Origin of the sequence: Psychrobacter sp. TWR1-1-1, assembly GCF_049895865.1 — a bacterium.
GTDB classification, from domain to species: domain Bacteria; phylum Pseudomonadota; class Gammaproteobacteria; order Pseudomonadales; family Moraxellaceae; genus Psychrobacter; species Psychrobacter immobilis_A.
Map to the genome: position 1 here is coordinate 1 of NZ_JAFCTE010000016.1, position 19,679 is coordinate 19,679.

The window sequence follows — 19,679 nt, forward strand, 5'->3', positions numbered from 1 at the left end:
GTTCAAAATTGTTGCTCATAAATATCGCAACCGTCGTCAGCGCTATGATCTTAGAATGAAGCTATTCGCCGCTGTTGTGAATTTCGAGCTTGGTTTATGACTTTTGCAAGAGGTCTAATGTGCCAGTTTGTAAGTTTCTAAGCATCTCTTCTGGATCCGCACCTAAATCAATGCCCAAGTGATTGATTAATTCAAACTCACCCATGGCATTACGTTTGGCAAATAGCGACATCTCGGTATACGCCGGACCACGCTGCACCAACATACCGCCAGAGCTGTTGCAAATACCGCCAATCACCGAAGCACCAACACAACTTGAGCCCAGCACTGAATGCGGCTCACGCCCTAATGGCGCAAGCTGAGACTCCAACTGCTGGAGGCTAGCCGCAGGCAAAGCAACAAGCTCTGCTGCATCATTGAGCAGATGAACACCGCCCAATCGTTGCATAGAAATTACGACGACTGCTCGATCGTACTCTCCGTACGGTGTTGAGCCTCCGGTCAACCCTGTGTTAGCAGCCTGTGCAATAATAATCACATCAGCCGCCGCACAGAGATTAATGACGCGCCATAGTGCCACAAGAGAGTCTGGTATCACAACTGCCGCGACAGCATCGGTGATAGAAGCAATCGCCCCTTGTGTATACGACTGCTGCTGGCTGGGTTTGGTCAATACATTGGTCGCGCCAACAACGGCGGATAAATCCGTTAATAAGCTTGCCAGCGAGGTACTTAAGCGACCAGACGAGCGGTTAGCATGTGGCATCATAGACGTTCTTCCTTGAGCGACCAGCCTTTATTATATTTGACGTATTAACATTAGCTAAAGCAGGTAAACGTCATACCCATTTCAATCAAAAAGTCGTCGGCTTCATCAACTTCATAAATGATGGGTTGCTTGCCCTTGATGTCTTCTTTTAAAGCGTCGAGCAATTGCTGTTTGGCTGTGATTCTGCGATAACCTGCACCAAATCCTGCTGCCAGCGGCTCAAAGTTCGGCGTCTTAATATTAACCCCGATTAGTGGCAATCCGCCCTCTTCCATATAACGACGAATCTCGCCATAGCCTTGATTGTTCCACAGCAGCACAATCAATGGCAGCTCAAGCTCGGCGGCGCAGATAAGTTCTGCAATCGTAAACTGAATACCGCCGTCGCCAATCAAGCTGACCACTGGACTGTTGGAACCAATCATGGCGCCAATGGCAGCAGGCAAACCATAACCTAACGTGCCAAATCCAGTCGATGAATTAAACCATCGACGCGTCGCCAATGCCTCAAAACCAAGATTGCCGCTATAGACAGGCTGCGTTGAATCACCAACGAAGATGACGTCTTTCACTTCATCTCGAATCAATTGAAGTAGCGCATTTTGACCCGCAAAGTCTGGTGTCATTCCTGCTAATAGTGCTTGTTTTGCCTCATTTACTCGTGATACCGCTTGATGATTTAACACCTGACCCTTTAAACGACTACATAGACCACTTACCGCCATTTGCGCATCGGACAATACCGCGATATCGGCTCTAAAAGGACGCTGTAATTGCTGGGCATCGCAGTCGATACGAATCAGCGTGCCATTGATTTTGAACTGGCCGTTAAAGAACACATCATAATCAGTTTCACCCAGCTCAGTACCAATCGCCAACACCCAATCAGCCTCAGCAATAACGGCGCGACCTGCCTCTAATGACTGATTGCTACCCAAACTTAATGGGTGGCTAGGTGGCAGCAAACCTTTGGCATTGATGGTCAAAAACGTCGGTGCATCGATAATCTCTGCTAGAGTCTGCGCGTCATGATCGACATCGACGCAGCCACCACCATAAAGTATCACTGGATTTTTTGCCGCTTTTAGAGATTCAACGATCAAATCTAATTGCGCAGGATTGGGCAGCGGTCTCATTACTTGAGGTGACGTTAAACCATGTGCATCAGTCGAATTTTTTGCAAAGTTATTTAAATAAGGAGTTAAATCAGAGGGCTTTGCGACATGACTGGCATCGGCGGTAATCACATCAATGGGCAGCTGGATATGCACTGGCCCTGGACGTGCGCCATTAAATAATGCAAACGCTTCAGCGATGACCTTGGGTAACGATTCAGGCTGCCAAATAGTTTTGCTCGTGAGCGCTACCTTGCTGACCATACCTTGCTGATCGTGCAATTCATGCAAGTGCCCTTCACCGCTGCCCGTATCTGCCACTTTATTAACACTAGAAATCACTAACATCGGGATGGAGTCAGCCAACGCCTGCGCCATGGCCGTCATGATATTCGTCATACCCGGACCTGTGATGATAAAACACACGCCAACTTTGGCAGACGCGCGGTAATAGCCATCAGCCATAAACCCCGCACCTTGTTCATGACGCGGTGTCACGTGGCGAATGTTGGTGTTTGGCAGACCACGATATAGCTCGACCGTATGCACACCCGGAATACCAAATACGGTCTCTACCCCATAATACTCTAGCCACTGTACGAGCAGCTCACCACATGTCAGAGACGGCGTGGCGGGCGCTGAAGAAGATGTTTGAAGCGTTTGCGTCATGAGTTAATCATCCTAAAAAGTTCAATCGCGTTTAAATAAGTTGTTCAGTGTCAAAACCCAAGCTGCCCTTTAATCCATTATAAAAAGCAGCTTGATAAAAGCAGTTTGCGATTACAAATCATTCTTAATACACCGCCTTTACCTTATCGTCATAGCGCACACCCGGTAAGATACATAACATCTCAAACAGTAAGTTTGCCGCCAATACTGAGGTGTTACCAAAGGGGTCATAAGGAGGAGACACTTCTACTAAATCGCCACCCACCACATCAAGTCCGCGCATACCGCGAATGATTTCTATCGCTTGCGTTGAGGTCAAGCCACCGATTTCAGCAGTGCCCGTACCCGGTGCAAACGCAGGATCAATACCATCGATATCGAAACTTAAATAGACGGGGCCATCACCGAGCTTTTCGCGTACTTCTGCCATCAATGGCGTCAGAGACTTGTACCAGCATTCCTCGGCAGGGACAACACGAAAGCCTTGTTGGGTTGACCAATCAAACTCTTCGGCGCTATAGCCTGTACCACGTAAGCCAATCTGTACCACGCGGTTGCCATCGATTAAGTTCTCTTCGACAGCACGGCGGAACGGTGTACCATGAGCGATTTTTTCGCCAAACATCTCATCGTTGATATCTGCATGCGCATCGATATGCACCATGCCGACAGGGCCGTGTTTTTTGGCAAGCGCACGCAAGATAGGCAAGGCAATGGTATGATCGCCGCCCAAAGTCAATGGAATAGCACCATGATTCACGATTTTATCGGTATAGAATTTTTCGATGATATCAATACTTTTTAAGAGATTAAAGGTATTGATAGGCACGTCGCCGATATCAGCAACTTGTAAAGACTCAAAAGGCGCTGCACGAGTGGCGACATTATAAGGACGAATCATGCGTGATTCATCACGAATTTGTCGTGGGCCCAATCTCGCACCACTACGGTTTGACGCACCGATATCTAAAGGCACACCCACAAACGCCACATCTAACCCTTCTGCATCGGCCTGAGTCGGCAAGCGCATCATAGAAGCAAAGCCGCCAAATCTTGGCATATCGTTGCCGCTTAATGGTTGATTGAATTTCATAAATCACATCCTTGTTTCAGTTTGTTTAAAATAGGCAATTTTTTATATGCTTTGACAATACCTAAATATTTGAAGTCAGACCATGGTAAAATTTAGAAGTAAACTTCTGATTTTTCGTAGTAATTTAGATTTAACCGTTATTATCAGAAGTTTGATATAAATTTGATGTTAGAAAAGTGATAAATAGAAGATGCATTTTGATGGACATCAGAGGTACTGAGGAATAATGACCGATGCTAGATGAATTGATAAAAATAGACATCAAAACCTTGCGTAGCTTTATGGCAATCGTAGAATGTCAGGGCGTGACAGCCGCACAGTCTCGCTTAAATGTGACGACCTCTGTCATTAGTGGTCATTTGACCCATTTAGAAGATCGCTTAGGCATGACGCTTTGTCATCGCGGACGCGCGGGTTTTAAGCTCACAGAAGATGGTGCAGCAGTATATGAAGCTTGCTTGAGTTTTACCGAAGCGGTTGCCAGTTTTCAGCATCAACTGCACTATATTCGCCAATTGGATTCGGTGCGTGGCGGTCATATCCGACTGTGTCTCATTGACCAGATGCCGACGTTTTTTTATGACGCCTTGCGCCAATGCTTGGCTGCTAGCTATCGTGACAATCCCCTTATTCACTTTTCTATCGATGTGCAAAGCCCTGAAAGCATGCTAGAGAAGCTGCTAAGCAACGAGAGTGATATTGGTGTGGGATATTTTGGCAGTTTTCCACCACTACTCACTTTTCAACCAGCGTTTATTGAAAAACAAGTGGTGTGCTGTGGGCGCGAGCATCGATTGTTTTATGAATCAGAAGGGTTAACATTTGAGGATTTGGAACAAAACTATCCATGGATAAAACGAGGCTATATTACCGATTTGAGTATCAATCATGTCCGCCCAAAAACTTTGAGTGCCACCACTTATCACATGGAGGCAACTGCGCAGCTCATTCTGGCGGGTCATCATGTTGGTTACTTGCCCAATGATTTAGCCAAGCGTTATGAAGAAATGGGGCTGATGAAAATACTACTGCCCAATGAGGCCAGTTACGAGGTCAAGCATCATTGGGCTTATCGAGAAAACTTACACAAACAAGTCGCCGAATTCTTAAGTCAAATGACGCGTCTTTTGTGAATAATGACGGCAAATAGCTACATAGCTACCCTACTGTTAATCACTTTAGATGCTTTAAACCAATCGTTCTAAGCTTTCCTTTATCATCCACTTCTTTTATGACCAACGACCATTCGTCATTGATATCGACCGTATCACCCGATACTGGCTTTATCTCTAAGCTATCATTGATATATTCAGCGACTGTTTGATCCCACATGCTTTTGGCGCTGTCTTCAGATTTGGATTTGAGTTTATCGACAAGCGACTCAGACGCCATAATACTGGTAAAAAACGGTAAATCTCCAAGCTTCACACTTGGGGATAGCAGCCAATCGCCATAAAAATCATCCATGGCTTTATGGTCAAGGGTCGTGTCATTGAAAATCTTAGCAATTTGGGTGGCGTGGTTCCCTGTCATCGCATACCACACCCTATCACCGCATTTGAGCTTGGTATTTTCATCAACAACGATAATATGCTGCCTGCGTACCAAGGCAAAGACACTTATTTCATTAGGGCTTATGCGCTTAGAGATGGCCATTGGATGACGATCAATCGCAAATGCCCCTGACTTTACTTCAAACTCATATAAAGTAATGCTTGCTTTGTCAGATACCCAAACCTCATGCTCTTCTTCTGGGTCTTTATTACTAGGAATACGCACTTTGAATAAATTTGCCATAAAAGGAATGGTTGTGCCTTGTAAAACCAAAGACAAAACCACCACGCCAAAAGCAATATCAAACAACATAAAAGCGCCATCTATTCCCGCCATCACCGGTAATATGGCAAGCGTAATAGGAACCGCACCGCGCAAGCCAACCCAAGAAATAAAGCCAATTTCTCTATCTTTAAATTTAAAGGGTTTCACACTGATATAGACCGCAATAGGGCGAGCAATAAAAATCATAAAAGCGGCAATCGCGACGGAGTAATACCAAACATCAATCACATGCGATGGCGTCACCAATAACCCTAGTACCACAAACAATACCGCTTGTGACAACCACGCAAAGCTATCCATCACCCGCATCACATGCTCAGTTGAGCGCACTTTATGGTTGCCAATTAGCACACCAGTGAGATAAATTGCCAGAAATCCGCTACCGCCAATCAGATTAGTCGCGGCAAAAACTGCCAGGCTCGCAGACATGATCAAAATGGCATACATACCCTCTGCCAAGTGTATTTTTGGTAATAGCCTTGCCAATAAATAACCAAACAGTAAGCCCATGCCCAAACCAAAGCCAAGCTGCTGTAATAACAACCCTAAAAAGCCCAGTATTGTCTGTCCAGCGGGATCAACATTTAAAGCGATTAATCCTGTCACCAGCAAAATAGCCAAAGGATCGTTCGCGCCCGATTCTAGCTCCAATGTGGCTTGCACACGATCGTTAAGTTTGACGCCGCCATTACGCAATAGCGAAAACACCGCTGCTGCATCGGTTGAACCAACAATGGCCGCCATCAACAAACCAAGACGCCAATCAACATCGAGTAGCCAAGTGACGAATATACCCAGTATTATTACCGTCGCAAGTACGCCCCAAGTGGCTAAGGTAATAGCAGGCTTGAGACCCACTCGAAATGACTTAAAAGACGTGCGTAGCCCACCATCTAACAAGATACAGGCAAGAGCCGCCTGCCCGACAAAGTTAGCAAGCCCGTATTGGGCGAACTCGATACCTAAAATGCCATCTTCGCCTGCCAACATCCCTACGATCAAAAACAACAGCAATAGCGGAACGCCTAAGCGCGCCGATAACGTACTTGCCATAATACTGGCGAAAATTAACAATGCCCCTACGAGATAGATGATATTTAAGGTATCCATCTTTTTTTAAGCCCTATTTTTATAAATTGTAATGAGTGGAGTTATCGTGATAATTCTAATCTTAGTTTGCTACAGGTCACACCATAAAATCGCTCTTAAGCATAACATCTACGACCGAATCTATAAAAATTATCTGTAGAAATATGTACCGAATTTTATATATACCTTTGATATATTGCCCTTTGACAGAGTTTACGTTTTTTTCTAACCACAACTAAGCCTGAATGTACTGCCATGTAAGGACCAAAATCGCTGCGGCTATTGTCCAAGCGACAACGCCGAACAGTAATGCCTTATATAAGCTGACGTAACCGATGCTAAAAAATACCACAAAGGTATAAATAAGGTGCGGTATGACACCGAGCATACTAAATATTAATGCGACTTTTAAATCAGCGGGGCTACGCTCAGTACCTACAATAAAGTGACTGATTAATGTAAATGTGGGGAACAATGGCGCGAGTGCTGCCAAATAAAAAAATCTGGTTTGCGCGAATAATTGAATCGCCAATACCATTAGAGCACCAATAAGCATTTTTAACCAAATCACGACGGGGTCATCTCCTATGGAATGATAAGGGCTGGAAATAGCCCAATCCACCATGATACTAAAGTCTGCAAACCGACATAAGAGCCATCGCTGATTAATTAATCTATATGATAAAAAAGTGCAAAAAACCCCATCTAGCAATGGGGCTAAATGGGGCTATTCATTTTTATGAAGCGAGTTTTTTATTACTCACTCAATCATTTTTTGGCTTCAGTGCGGCACTGATATCGGCGAGTAGTGGCGGGATATCATGCTTATCAGCGATGACCTCTAACATAACCAACTTGTCTTTTACAGCCGCTGCTTGCGTAAGAGCCGCTTTTAACTCGCCTGCTGTTTCTGCTTTTAGCAGCAGACTATTATCATCGGTGGCACCAAAAGCTTTTGGCATCATCTGCCAGTTACACTTAGGAATGTCATTATAGCGCTGGTTTTCACCATGAATCGCCCGCTCCACGGTATAGCCATCATTATTAATCAGTACAATCACTGGATTGATATGCTCTTGAATCATCACCGCGATTTCTTGAATGGTCAATAATGCTGAGCCATCACCAATCAATAAGACACTGCGCTTGTTTGGCGATGCAATAGCCGCACCCAAACTTGCCGGCAACGTATAACCAATCGAGCCCCACATTGGTTGTCCATAACAAGTCACGCCTTCTGGTAAACGCACATCACTGATGCCAAAATACGCCGTTCCCTGTTCTGCAAACACCAAATTATTATGATCTAAATGATCGGCAATGATATGCCATAGATCATCTTGAAGAATAGCCTCGCTGTCCTTACCCTGCTGCTCATGCGGCTTGACTTCTTTACAGAACTGCTTTGGCACAATATTAATATCTGAGGTCAAGACTTCATGTAGCGTTTTTAGGGCGTCTTTTAGGGCAATGGGCGCAAAATTTTTGCCAGCAATGCTCGCGCGCTCATAATGCAAATCAACCACTGTATTTTCATCAATGTCTTGGCTAAAACCCGCCGTCGTAGTATCGGTATATTGCACACCGATTTTTATTAAGCACTCACAGTTTTCGACTGCATCCTTGACCACGGGACGTGATGCCACGCCAGCATAAGTCCCTGCCCAGCGCTCACTATTTTCGTCAAGCAAAGTTTTGCCCCATGACAACGTCGTATAAGGAATATCCGTATCGGCAATCAATGCCTTAAGCTGATTTTGCAGCCCTAAACGATGCACCATCAAATCTGCCATCAGCGTCGTGGTTTTGTTTGGCAGAAATTCTATGAGCGCTTGTTTGAAATCTGCCAATGCTGCTTGACTGGTGATGTCTTCTTGGCTATCCACAAGCTTTGTAGTCGGTGGATAAATAGGTTGACGAGCAACGTCAGGCGATAGTAACAGATAGCCCGGGCGATGTTTTTTAAGAATTAAGCGAATCACACGATCGATTTCTGAGGCAGCATTTTCAGGGGTAAGCTGCGCTCGTGCTACCGTGACCGGCTCTACCATTTTAATAAAATGATTGAACACGCCGTCACCAAGTGAGTGATGGATGCGGCGCTTTGAATCTTGTAGAGCCGTACTTGGCGCGCCCACGATATGAAGCACTGGTGCATACTCAGCAAAAGAGCCTGCGGTCGCGTTAATCGCTGACAATTCTCCCACCCCAAAGGTCGTCACCATCGCCGCAAAGCCGCGCTCACGTGCATAGCCGTCAGCTGCGTAACCTGCATTTAACTCATTGGTGTTACCCACCCAGCGCAGCTTATCAGAGGCGATAATATTGTCTAAAAAAGTTAAGTTGAAATCACCAGGTACGCCAAATATCTCTGACGCGCCTGCTTCTGCGACACGATCAAACAAATAATCAGCGATGGTATATTGTTGACTCATAGTACTTATCCTTAAGTGTTATCTTTATAAATCATAAAAATGATTAATATGGTTAAAGTCATTATAAAACTGTATTCCAGCCTATTTATAGAAAGCAAAGCTTTTGGAATATAGATTACAACAATCTGTTATATCACAGATGAAGGCTAGGATAATATGGCAATTTACTATCTTTTACTTTTTTTCATACTAACTGTTGACACGTTCAAAAAAATGCGTATAATACGCCTTCATCAACTAACGATAGTTAATTGATAATTAGCGGGAATAGCTCAGTGGTAGAGCATAACCTTGCCAAGGTTGGGGTCGAGAGTTCGAATCTCTTTTCCCGCTCCAAATACTTAAAAAGCCTCACTTAACAGTGAGGCTTTTTTTTGTCCAATTTTCAAGGGCTGTAGCGTTTTTCAGCATGAGCTATTCAGTCTAATTGTTAAGTTCATCTAACATATTAAAAGCTCAAAAATCAGCACCGTGACCAAAACGTGACCATTTCGTGCCCACGCTATAAACACTAATTTCGTAATTGACCCCAACTTATTATTCTTATCTTTATAAAAAGCGATGCTAAGAAATATTTTCTTAACATCACTTTTCCTTTTTTACTGCTTTTGTATGTTGAGCTCATAGCGTGACCAAAACGTGACCAAATCATGAAAAAGTAAGTTTTAAAAATAACCCCAACCTTAATTGTAGGCCTTGGAACGTCATATATATAAGGCTCTCACACTTATTGCTCTGCGCATCTTTTTCAACTTTGTAGGTCCTCAAGACTCTTCATTATCTTTATTATTTGGCTTATAAATAAATAAGTCACCCACCTGCACATCTAAAAACTCACATAACTGGTCGATGGTATTGAAGTCAATTCTTGATGACTCTTCATTGTATAACTTATGAAGGGTTGATTTGCTCATACCTGTTGCTCTTACAACATCTGCTACACGCAACTTTTTCTCTGCCAAAATTACAGGGAGTTTAGACACAATCATAATTAATACCTCTTTTCGGGTAAAAATGCTTTACATTGAGGTAAAAAGATAATATAGTACACAAATCGGTTACTAATTACCTCTAAGCAGGTAAATCACAGCTGATACTTCAAAGGTGCATTTTTACAGGCTGATAAAATATTTTCTATTCTATCACTTAATGCAATTACTTAATAACTGAAAAGAGGTAAACACTATGAGCAATACTTATTTAACAACTGATGAGTTAGCCGAACGCATCAAGTACGACGCACGTACTATCCGCAATCAAATGAAAGACACCGTTTTGATTGAAAACATCCATTACATTCGTCCTTTCGGCGGTCGCAAGATTTTGTACGTATGGGAGCGTATCGAAGAGGATATGTGTAAGCCAGTTATGAGCGCCATCAACGGTATGGCACTTCAGTAATAAAAGGAGAATTACTATGGCTACTATGCGAGGACGGTTTGGCAAGCTGGTCGTTGACTTCCGCTACTTAGGTAAGCGCTGTCGAGAGAAAACCAGTTTAGAAGACAATCCAGCTAATCGTAAAAAATTAGCGCAAATCTTGAAAAAAATGGAAGCTGAAATCACCTTAGGTATCTTTGACTACGCTACTTACTTCCCAAAGAGTGAACGAGCACAAGAAATGAATGCACTGGCTGATAGAGCGGAAGCTTGTATCAGTCGCAACCCTACCTTTAGGCAGTTTTCAGAGATTTGGTATGAGGAGAAGAAGATTGAATGGCGGCCAAGCTATCGGCAAAAAATAAAGATTATTCTTGATAAGTACTTGTTGCCTGAGTTTGGTGGTAAAGCAGTACATGCCATAAAAAAACCAGACTTGCTGACCTTCCGTAGCTCTCTCGCCAAAGTTCGTTACGGTAAAGATGGTCAGTCAAGTCTGTCAGTAGCACGAATCAATCAGATCATGATACTTCTTCGTATGATACTAGAAGAAGCGTCAGATCGCCATGAGTTTGAGATGCCTTATAAAAATATTAAGAATCTCAAGCAAGCTCGTCCGGATGTAAACCCGTTTACATTGAGTGAGGTATGGCTGATTTTAAAGCATGTGCGCGCGGACTATAAGCCCTACTACACCATTCGCTTCTTCACCGGGATGCGTACCAGTGAGATCGATGGGCTTAAGTGGGACTGCGTTAACTTCGATCGGCGTGAAATCAGTATCCGTGGTGCGTTAGTAAACGGTGAGATGGGTCCGACAAAGACATTAGGCTCACAACGTGATATTGCGATGTCGCAGTTGGTCTATGACGCCCTACTAGAGCAGAAGGAACGTACCTTTGGTAAGTCAGAGTTTGTATTTTGCAATTCACAAGGCAATCCGATGGAGTACCGTAATGTGAACAGGCGGGTATGGAAGCCTACGCTTGCCCTACTCGGTCTCAAACATCGGCGTGCTTATCAGACTCGGCATACCGCAGCGACGCTTTGGCTCGCTGCTGGTGAGAACCCTGAGTGGATAGCTCGGCAGATGGGTCACAGTAGTACAGAGATGCTGTTTCGGGTATATAGCCGCTATGTGCCTGATATCACCCGCCAAGATGGCTCAGCGATGGATAATTTGCTACTGGCGAGCAAGGAGAAGTTAACCAGCGCAGCAAATAGCTCTAATGCACAAACTGACAAGGAGACGTCACTATGACAATTATCAATTATGAAGAGCTATTTGCTGAGTTTAAGCCTGACGGTGCAATCAGTGAAGATGCGAATAAGATTGCTAATGCATTGATGCGTGAGTTTTATATTTCATCGGGTCATAACCTCGCACGCTTCTTGGGAGTGAAGCACTGCTTTGATAACGATATGGCGATGCGTATATGGGTGCAGAAGCGCTTAGATGACAGTCTTGACTATGTGATTGAGGATATGCGTTTTCAGCTTCAGAGCGAGCTTTATGAGCTATTACCGCAGCCTGGCTATGGCGGCTACTGAGGAGAATGTGATGAGTGTAAAGCTTCAGCCAAATATGACGCAGAACGCACGCGATCTAAGAATCTGTGAGGATTACTGGGCATATGATAACGAAAGTGATTATATCGCACATGTAGAAACCCTCTGTGAGAAGTATGAGATTGGCACACAAGTACTATTCAAGACAATCGGTGAGTGTTTTGCTTATTTAGATGATGTGCGATGCGAGTACTGTGGTTATGTGTGTCCTTTACAGATACCAGCAGACATTCCTTATATGCGAGCAAAAGATAATTGGTGCTGTGAGGTATGTGAGCATGCTGTATGGCGGGAACATAATCATAGATAAGTCGTTCAAATTTTAAAGCCAGGCAGCTTAGACTGCCTGGCTTTTTTTCTATTACTCTTTGAGTATTAATCAGTTTAATAATCCTATTTGACATAATAATTAGCGCTCATAACAACCATGTTTTAATAAAAGACTAGGGGTTGTCCTAAGGCGTGGGATAAATTGGTACAGTCATTTTAGGATAAGCTATACTAATTCTATATATAGCAAACTGGGCTCAACTACTATGACAAGGCGAAATGTCCTAAGTGATGATCAATGTGAGAGGATTAAAGACATACTACAAGGTCGATCAAGTAACATTGATGTTACCGCAATAGACAAAATATTATTCGTAGAAGCAGTTCTGTGCCACTATAGTCAAGGAATTTTAGAATCGCTACAAGGTGACCGACCGCAGATAGTATATTGAGTACATCTAGGGCGGGTAACACCGTAGCGGTTTAAAAGTGCTGTGACTATATAAAGAAGCATCCATTGGCATGACCTACCATAACGCTTTGGCTACTTCGTAGTTATTCATACTCGTTTTATTCGCTAGTCAAAAAAGGCATATGGGAGTAGATTTTTAATCAGCTGTCCAAACAATCAGATGATGAGTATGCCATGATAGATGCCAATATTTTTACAGTCCATTAGCATTAGCATGCTAGGGCAAAAGAGCTCAAGCCATTGGACGCAGCAAAGGTGGTCTGACAACTAAAACACATACTCGAACAGATGCATTAGGCAATCCTAATCATCTGCGTAAGTTTAACGGGGTGCCAAAAGAGCATTCCCATCTGAACGTGAGTGGTGCTTTAATCGCAGTGACCCACAGCATCAACTATTGAATTTAAAACAATCAGTTAAAAAGGGGATGTAATAGTTATGTAGGACACCTCCAATTAATAGTTATTAAAACCTAATCCACAAGAATAGCTTTTTGCATTAGCAATTGATTGTTTTGATAAAACTGTATGTCAGTGTTACCCAACACCGTAGCAGGTATACCTGTTAGCTCTGATAAATTATCAATTGGTACGACCACAGACTTCGCACCGTTATCAGACAGCATAGTAATTTTATCTGCAAAGTTAATAGCTCGCTCCACAGCACCACCGACAGAAATATTCCCAAGTACAGCAAGTCCAGACTTAAGGTTCTTTTTATATAAAGCTGACACTATGGCTATGTACACAGCTGAGCCAATACCTGATGATATTGAAGCGCCTAGCATATTGGTGATCTGAATAGTTATATCGTAATTCTTAAGAGAATGCTGCTCATTCAAAATCGTTTTTTCATTGGCATTTATATACTGGTAGGTGTTTTTGATATTGTCTTTAACAACCGTATTATTAACTCCAGATATATACATCTTACCTGATCCAGAGGTGACTACAGCCTCGATTCTAACCAAAGCCAAACTATCACCATCACTAGTACAGGTGTAACAGACGCCTGGTGGTAATGGTGTATTTTCTATTAAGTTCGAGCCTTTCTCTTCTGGTAAACCAACGAAGTGCTCTTCTTGAGTTTCTTTGTCGATATAAGAAAAGTTAGTCTCCCAAAACTCCATACCGCCAATACGCTTAAGCTGCTCTTTGACACGTCGTCGCATTTCGAGTGCAATTTCTAGATACTCTCGAACATCTTCTTTGGTGTACTCCCCATCTGGATGCATTAGCTTAATAAAGCCAGAGACAGTCTTTTTAACAGGCTTGGTATCACGCTGCTTAAGATGAGACCCTAACGAAAAGTAATCCTCTAGGACGTCTGTATAGGTCACTCTACGTAAAGATTTGAGTGCTTCTGAAAAATAATCCGTACTAAAGCCAAAATTAGAGGTGAAATGATGAGGTGAAAACTTGATCATCTCCCAACCCGGAAGATAAAAATGGATACGATCCAAAAATGCTGTATCGTTATTTACCTCATCTGAAAGCGGACTAAATAGGTGAGAAGTCTGTAGGACTGTTTCCACTGGTTGGTTAATATTACCGTTAAAAATTATCGAAGCGACACCAGTAATTTCTCCTCCCGCTCCAGCTCGTGAGAACGATCCTGACTCCATGTAATCTTTCATTAGGGGGATGGCATCTCGATCTTTGAAAATCTTATCTGTCGCTTCATCGAAACAGATAGCATCCCATTGTCCTACTGAACCTACCTTATTGGTGGTGCCATGCACGAACAGCTTGGCAACTGTTCCTTGTCCACCAGATATCAATACTGCGTAGGGTGTTAGCTCTTTGAATACAAATGATTTACCAGTCGATCGTGGTCCAAGTTCAATGAAGTTAAAATTACTTTCAACCATGGGCAGTAGACGAGATAACAACAACATTTTGATGCGGTCGGTTACACCTTCTGCATTAGGCTCATAACCACAGCTTCTCAATAAAACATCTAGCCACTCACTTTTAGTAAACTCTTTACGTTTACTAATTATTTTACTGTTGTCAAATGTAGATAGCTGTATTGGCTTGATATTACTGATAACAAAGGGATAGATATTTTGGCCTATTTTGATATCAGAGTCGTATTCAACGTCAATGATCGCCCATATGCCACCCATCAACATTTTTTCATGCTCTGTGACTAAACGATCCGAGATATTGCCATTTCTTATATTACTATTTTGTAGCTTAGCCCAGTACACATCTCTATTAGAGTCCAACTCAACTGAAATCTTATCAATGATCTTGAAGCGACCTTTTTCTCGTATCTTAGAGTGGATTAAGGCACTTTCTTCAGGATTCACATAGTGCTCGCTAAGAATCTTCTTAACGTTACTCATCCCCTCTTTAATCTTTTCTTCATCATCAGTCGAGCAAGAGTTAGCAATTAAGTACTCTAATACAAAGACAGGTACATTAGCCCCTACCTTGACTGAGCGTACTAAGTCTTTTTTTACCACATAACCTTTAAAATGCTCTAAGAGTTTTTGGTCTAACTCATTTAAGACAAACATTGCCAATTCCTTGTTTTAACTCTTAGTAAATACCGCTAGGAAAATTAAAAGAAGCTCTAATAGTAATATCGATACTGATAATGAAGTATGAGCTTTTTAGAAAAGCCCACCCAAGTCACGATCATTATTCTTTTTGACCACAACTCGATCAAGCTGCTGTTTCGTTACCGCATCAATGAGTTGCACCTCAATTTCGTTATGACTATCAAAGGTATACTCTTTACCGATCTCGCTGTTACTTTGAATGGCTATCACATCACTCTTATTGATCATGCTCTTATTAGCTGAAAATAACAGCATGACCTTTCGCTCTTGCGTGAACAGATCTACTTCACTTGCATTTGCTTTCAGTGCTATTCGATAGAGCTCTCCAGTGACGCTAAACAATTCACTTTTATTAGCAATAGATACCTCTAAATTCAATCCTTCGTCACTGTCTTTTGACCAACAAAAATATGGCGTTACCAGCTCTTGAGGAGCTAGCCCACCGTGAGCAAACCCATAAGTACTAGGCGTTTTGAAAGGACTCATACTTTTAGCAAAGTAAAGATAATTAAAGTTTTTGTAGCTTTTAGCTTTCTCAACAAACTTCTCTGCAAAATTGTTATCCTGCTTGTTCACAGTCCACATATAACGTTCATATATACTTGTGTCGCCTGTAGGCTTACTAACAATCTTATCAGCTTCAGTTAGAAGCCCAGTTAGTACAAAACCATGATCAGTAATGAGATAAACTTTTGCATAACCAATTTTTAATAACTGGTTGATTTTTTCACCAAAAAAATCGATGGATTCAGGGAAGTATTTTAGTGCTTTACTGTTAAGCTTATCTCCCATGTCATCGATGTCTTTATAAGTACAAATTAGTACTCGACCTGTTAAAGCTTCATCGTTCACTTCATCTAGACGTATATAGTCGATACTAGTTTCAGAGTTTTTCGCTGTGAGATATTTTTCACGCTTACTCTGTATAGGCTCAACGGTGCCATCAGAGATATAAATATGGCTCATGTTGTTTTCAGTGACAGAAGGCCAATCAGCAAGAATGTGTTTCCGTGTTAGCTTGCTGTCGCTGCCTAAGCTTTCGACCTTTATCGCTACCTGTTCAGCGATCTCATAAGCGACCCCATCACCTACGATAACAGCAATCTTACCGCTGTTTGAATCGATGAGGTCTTGTAATATGCCAGTTTGATCTTCTCGATACTGATCGAAATACATAAACCATTTATCTAAAAATAAGGCAACGTAGCCTTTATACAACTCTTGAAAAGGATCAAGAACATCGTCTTGTTGCAAAAACTCAGTATATAGATTACGTATTGCTGTATCTAAAGGGCTAAAGTGATCTTTATAATAATCAACACATTCAGCAAAAGTATTTAGGTAGGCAATGTTGTTAGGCTCAAACTCAAGCAAGGTAGTGATATCTTTCCAAAAGGTAATTCCCAAAGCTTGAGCCTGCTTGCTCTTATTGCGTTGTTTGAGTCTAGCTATAAGCTGTGACTTCTCTCCTTGCTCAAGCTTGTTATTGGCCAACTTGTGACCTATTTGCTTTAGCCAATTATTATCTACCTGCCTAAAAGGGTGGTTTGGATCAACTCGCCATACATCCACGTTCGCATCTAACGTGTATTTAGCCAGGTAAGCTGCAAATGAATCACGATAGCTCATAGAGTCTAACCAAGTGCAGTACACTTCCATTAGCGTGCCATTAGAGCTATTGGTCGCTAGACCATCTAATAAAGCCTTGACGACTTCATCAGCTAATGTTTTGGCTGGCTTGTCCATATATTCTTGGCCAAGAAGATCGTTAACTTTACGATAAAAAGTTGTACGTATTTCCTGATCATACTTTTCTGTTTCATAAGCCTTCGGGTCATGAACGAAAGGAAGCAGCTCTTTTTTAAGATCAAATATCTCAGAAGCACCTTTATGACTTAGATCCATCCAATAAGTACGATCCTTCCCAACACTCACTTTAGCGGCCGCTATCAGGTCTTCTTTAGGTAGGTTGATATTAATGTTCAATGTTTCGTGAACATTATCACTGATATACTTTTGTAAATAGCGTATTTCGATACAACCATTAGTCTCACAATACTCACGTATAAAGGTAAGCTTACTCTTAGCTAGATGAGTATAGATCACAAAATTTTGACCCAACATAGAGTTTTGCTGTAGCGCTTTTTCAACCTTATACTTAGCCTCTAGCTCACCCAACTCACTATTGGTGCGATAAATCGTACTATCATTTCCCAGAGTTTTTAGTAAGAATTCAGCTTCACCGCTTTCATCAACGAATACTGCTACTGGATGCTTTTCATGGATGCGTGATAAGTCTTTCTTAAACCAAGTATCAATCACACTAATTTTCCTCTACAAGCTGCTGAACATTATTATTAATCATGAACTCTAGACCTAAGATGACCAAAGCCTCTTCCTCATTCAACTTATCAGTAGTTTCACCAATCATGATCAAGAGCGCTGTTAGCATTGAAAGTCCTCTTTCTTTTATAGTCTCTGGTGTCCAATCAAGATATCTATTAGCAACTATCTGTGCACTCATTGAATCGTAACGATACCCTCTTGCTTTGTAACCAGGACCTTTATTTGACTGGTCTACCTTATGGTCAAATTGGTCATTACTAAAGCTAGCATTATCACTATGAGATATAGCGAGTAAGTTGCCCAAACTATTACAGAGCCTCAATTTTTGATCAGGTGTATAGTCTTCAAAAGCTGACCATTTCTGCTGTATTTTTTGATAGGCTAACTTTTTTTCAGGAGTATCTTCACCTTTACAGTATTGATCATAGCTTAGGGCTGCACTTTGAGGGTATATATGCTCAATAGTGTTCTTATCTTTAAAGTCCTGCCAATTTATTTTACTAGCATGGGTAGAAGTGAGGTTTTTATCACGTAAAAAAGAATCATACTCGAATAGAAAATAATGTATCCCTGACCAACCGTAGAAGCCTTTGGAGCCCCTCGCTTCATGAATATTTTGCATCTGATTTTTGAAAAATAAAAAAACATAATAATCTTTAGTTTGGTTCTCTATTTCATTGTAAGCATCTTGAGCAGATATGTTTGAGTAATAAACTCTTGGAGCACGACGATAAAGCCTACTGTTACCTGTATGAGAAAGTCTGTCTGATACGTCAAACACCTTGAATGCGTAGCTCTCTAATGCTTGAATCATTGGCAGATAGTCGCTAGCATTAGTTTGTCTTAATGCGGCTAGTACAAGAGGTTTAAACGATGCTTGAAAACCCACACGATGAAGGCCTAGAATACTTGATTTTATGTTATCTTCATGAGCTTCAAAAAACCTAGGGTAATGGATTTTATTCCATATAACGGCGCAGCTTTGTAGTGACTTAACATAGTGGCGAATATCATTTGCAGTAAGCAACCCTTCATAGACACGCTCAAGCGTAAAGTACTCATTGAATAGATGTATTGCATGAGCATTTGACTCACTACGGTTATAGCGGTCAAAATAAGTGATCCAATGGGCTTTGATAAAATTATTATCACTTAAAGGAGATTTTTTATTTGCTCCCAAAGCCTGATAAATGGTTATCCAGCCTTTATTGATAGAATCTATAAGGTCTTGCTTCTGTGCTATTGTAAAATACTCTGACGACGAACTCTCTGAGTTGTCTGCTTTCATTTCAAACTTATCACTTAAATACATTAGACGGTTTTTTAACTTTTCTAGCTCAGATAATGGTTTGCCACGATTGTTCATCGTTTCAAAAACGACGTATTCATCAAGGTCCTCTGGTAATATATATTCATTAAAGCGTAAGCCACCAGTTACTCGATCAAATAGCTCCTGCAAGCATTGCTCTTCGTTATCAGACTCTTTCAAATATTGACTGACCATTTTCTCAAAGAAGGATTTGGCATTTTTTAAGTTCTCGGTATAGACGCTTTCACGGCTATCGTCTTCTACTCCATCTAGCCCTAGTATATGTTGTCTAAAAAACTTATCACTTGGGTTATCTTGGTCATAGCCAAAAATATACGCATATAGACCATCTTTTTCGATATGTAAGTAACGAATGGTTGTATCGCCCTCTCGTATCCCAAACTCTATGCCAAGCTTTTCAGCTTTTTCTAACATGACTGTTATAAGGATAAGAATGCTAGTGATGCGTTGCTGTCCGTCTACAATAGCAAATTGCTTATATCTTGGTAGCCATGGATACTCGCAGTCTTTGACCCCTACTAGAGTAAGTAGGCCTGTATAGTGCCATTTACCTTGAGGGATATTAATAATATCGTTCCAGAGATCTATCAGTTCACCTTTTATTTTCTTTAAATTTTCAGCTTTGACGTTGTCGCCAGTTTCACTGTTACTCCAAGAATAACCTCGCTGATAAGACGGTATCCTTAGGATACGACTTGTAAAAATATCGTGTATTGATTTTAAGTCCATTTACT

The 19,679-nt window shown here is 41.8% G+C and carries 15 protein-coding genes, 1 tRNA gene and 1 pseudogene; 7 read left to right on the top strand and 10 right to left on the bottom strand.

What is annotated here, in order from left to right; all coding sequences use genetic code 11:
• Window positions 1–94: 94 nt before the first annotated feature.
• From ACP69U_RS12105 to speB, 3 genes are all read right to left on the bottom strand, one after another.
• Window positions 95–769 (bottom strand): FAD-binding protein, encoded by a 675-nt coding sequence (locus ACP69U_RS12105; RefSeq protein WP_426138637.1) that lies wholly within the window; start codon window positions 767–769, stop codon window positions 95–97.
• A 50-nt stretch (window positions 770–819) separates the two neighbouring features.
• Window positions 820–2,553, bottom strand: coding sequence for a 5-guanidino-2-oxopentanoate decarboxylase (locus tag ACP69U_RS12110; protein WP_314885027.1), 1,734 nt, complete (start codon window positions 2,551–2,553; stop codon window positions 820–822).
• A 124-nt stretch (window positions 2,554–2,677) separates the two neighbouring features.
• Window positions 2,678–3,646, bottom strand: coding sequence for an agmatinase (speB, locus tag ACP69U_RS12115; RefSeq protein ID WP_055125012.1), 969 nt, complete (start codon window positions 3,644–3,646; stop codon window positions 2,678–2,680).
• A gap of 233 nt (window positions 3,647–3,879) precedes the next feature.
• On the opposite strand from speB, the gene ACP69U_RS12120 reads away from it, so the two are divergent.
• Complete coding sequence (locus ACP69U_RS12120; protein ID WP_060491318.1) at window positions 3,880–4,779, top strand: LysR family transcriptional regulator; 900 nt, start codon at window positions 3,880–3,882, stop codon at window positions 4,777–4,779.
• 40 nt (window positions 4,780–4,819) lie between these two features.
• Here the strand turns inward: ACP69U_RS12120 and ACP69U_RS12125 are convergent, their stop codons facing one another.
• The 3 genes from ACP69U_RS12125 to ACP69U_RS12135 form a co-directional block, all read right to left on the bottom strand.
• Window positions 4,820–6,595, bottom strand: a complete 1,776-nt coding sequence (locus ACP69U_RS12125; RefSeq protein ID WP_426138638.1) for a potassium/proton antiporter — start codon at window positions 6,593–6,595, stop codon at window positions 4,820–4,822.
• 214 nt (window positions 6,596–6,809) lie between these two features.
• Entirely contained in the window at window positions 6,810–7,145 is a 336-nt protein-coding gene (locus ACP69U_RS12130) for a GlpM family protein (protein ID WP_227676529.1), read from the bottom strand.
• A 193-nt stretch (window positions 7,146–7,338) separates the two neighbouring features.
• Complete coding sequence (locus ACP69U_RS12135) at window positions 7,339–9,009, bottom strand: alpha-keto acid decarboxylase family protein (protein ID WP_314885028.1); 1,671 nt, start codon at window positions 9,007–9,009, stop codon at window positions 7,339–7,341.
• A 261-nt stretch (window positions 9,010–9,270) separates the two neighbouring features.
• Here ACP69U_RS12135 and ACP69U_RS12140 point away from each other — a divergent pair.
• Window positions 9,271–9,345: transfer RNA gene (locus ACP69U_RS12140), tRNA-Gly, on the top strand.
• Between the two features lie 428 nt (window positions 9,346–9,773).
• Here ACP69U_RS12140 and ACP69U_RS12145 read toward each other — a convergent pair.
• Window positions 9,774–9,998, bottom strand: coding sequence for a helix-turn-helix domain-containing protein (locus tag ACP69U_RS12145; protein WP_105245245.1), 225 nt, complete (start codon window positions 9,996–9,998; stop codon window positions 9,774–9,776).
• A 196-nt stretch (window positions 9,999–10,194) separates the two neighbouring features.
• Between ACP69U_RS12145 and ACP69U_RS12150 the strand changes: the two genes are divergently transcribed.
• The 5 genes and pseudogenes from ACP69U_RS12150 to ACP69U_RS12170 all read left to right on the top strand — a co-directional run.
• On the top strand, window positions 10,195–10,410 hold the full coding sequence (locus ACP69U_RS12150; protein WP_011513303.1) for a hypothetical protein: 216 nt from the start codon (window positions 10,195–10,197) through the stop codon (window positions 10,408–10,410).
• Between the two features lie 16 nt (window positions 10,411–10,426).
• Window positions 10,427–11,650, top strand: coding sequence for a tyrosine-type recombinase/integrase (locus tag ACP69U_RS12155; RefSeq protein ID WP_426138639.1), 1,224 nt, complete (start codon window positions 10,427–10,429; stop codon window positions 11,648–11,650).
• Window positions 11,647–11,940: a hypothetical protein gene (locus ACP69U_RS12160; protein WP_201613213.1), complete on the top strand. Its 294-nt coding sequence runs from the start codon at window positions 11,647–11,649 to the stop codon at window positions 11,938–11,940. Before ACP69U_RS12155 ends, ACP69U_RS12160 begins: the two co-directional genes overlap by 4 nt.
• Before the next feature lie 10 nt (window positions 11,941–11,950).
• The gene (locus tag ACP69U_RS12165) at window positions 11,951–12,268 is read left to right on the top strand and encodes a hypothetical protein (protein WP_426138640.1); all 318 of its coding nucleotides are present in this window, start codon (window positions 11,951–11,953) and stop codon (window positions 12,266–12,268) included.
• A 653-nt stretch (window positions 12,269–12,921) separates the two neighbouring features.
• A pseudogene (locus ACP69U_RS12170) lies at window positions 12,922–13,005 on the top strand (IS5/IS1182 family transposase); the annotation flags it as partial.
• A gap of 167 nt (window positions 13,006–13,172) precedes the next feature.
• Here ACP69U_RS12170 and brxL read toward each other — a convergent pair.
• The 3 genes from brxL to ACP69U_RS12185 form a co-directional block, all read right to left on the bottom strand.
• A complete protein-coding gene (brxL, locus tag ACP69U_RS12175) occupies window positions 13,173–15,224 on the bottom strand; it encodes a protease Lon-related BREX system protein BrxL (RefSeq protein WP_426138641.1) in 2,052 nt (683 codons plus the stop codon).
• A gap of 96 nt (window positions 15,225–15,320) precedes the next feature.
• The gene (locus tag ACP69U_RS12180) at window positions 15,321–17,591 is read right to left on the bottom strand and encodes a hypothetical protein (RefSeq protein WP_426138642.1); all 2,271 of its coding nucleotides are present in this window, start codon (window positions 17,589–17,591) and stop codon (window positions 15,321–15,323) included.
• Between the two features lies 1 nt (window position 17,592).
• A complete protein-coding gene (locus tag ACP69U_RS12185; protein WP_426138643.1) occupies window positions 17,593–19,674 on the bottom strand; it encodes a GmrSD restriction endonuclease domain-containing protein in 2,082 nt (693 codons plus the stop codon).
• Between the last annotated feature and the right edge of the window lie 5 nt (window positions 19,675–19,679).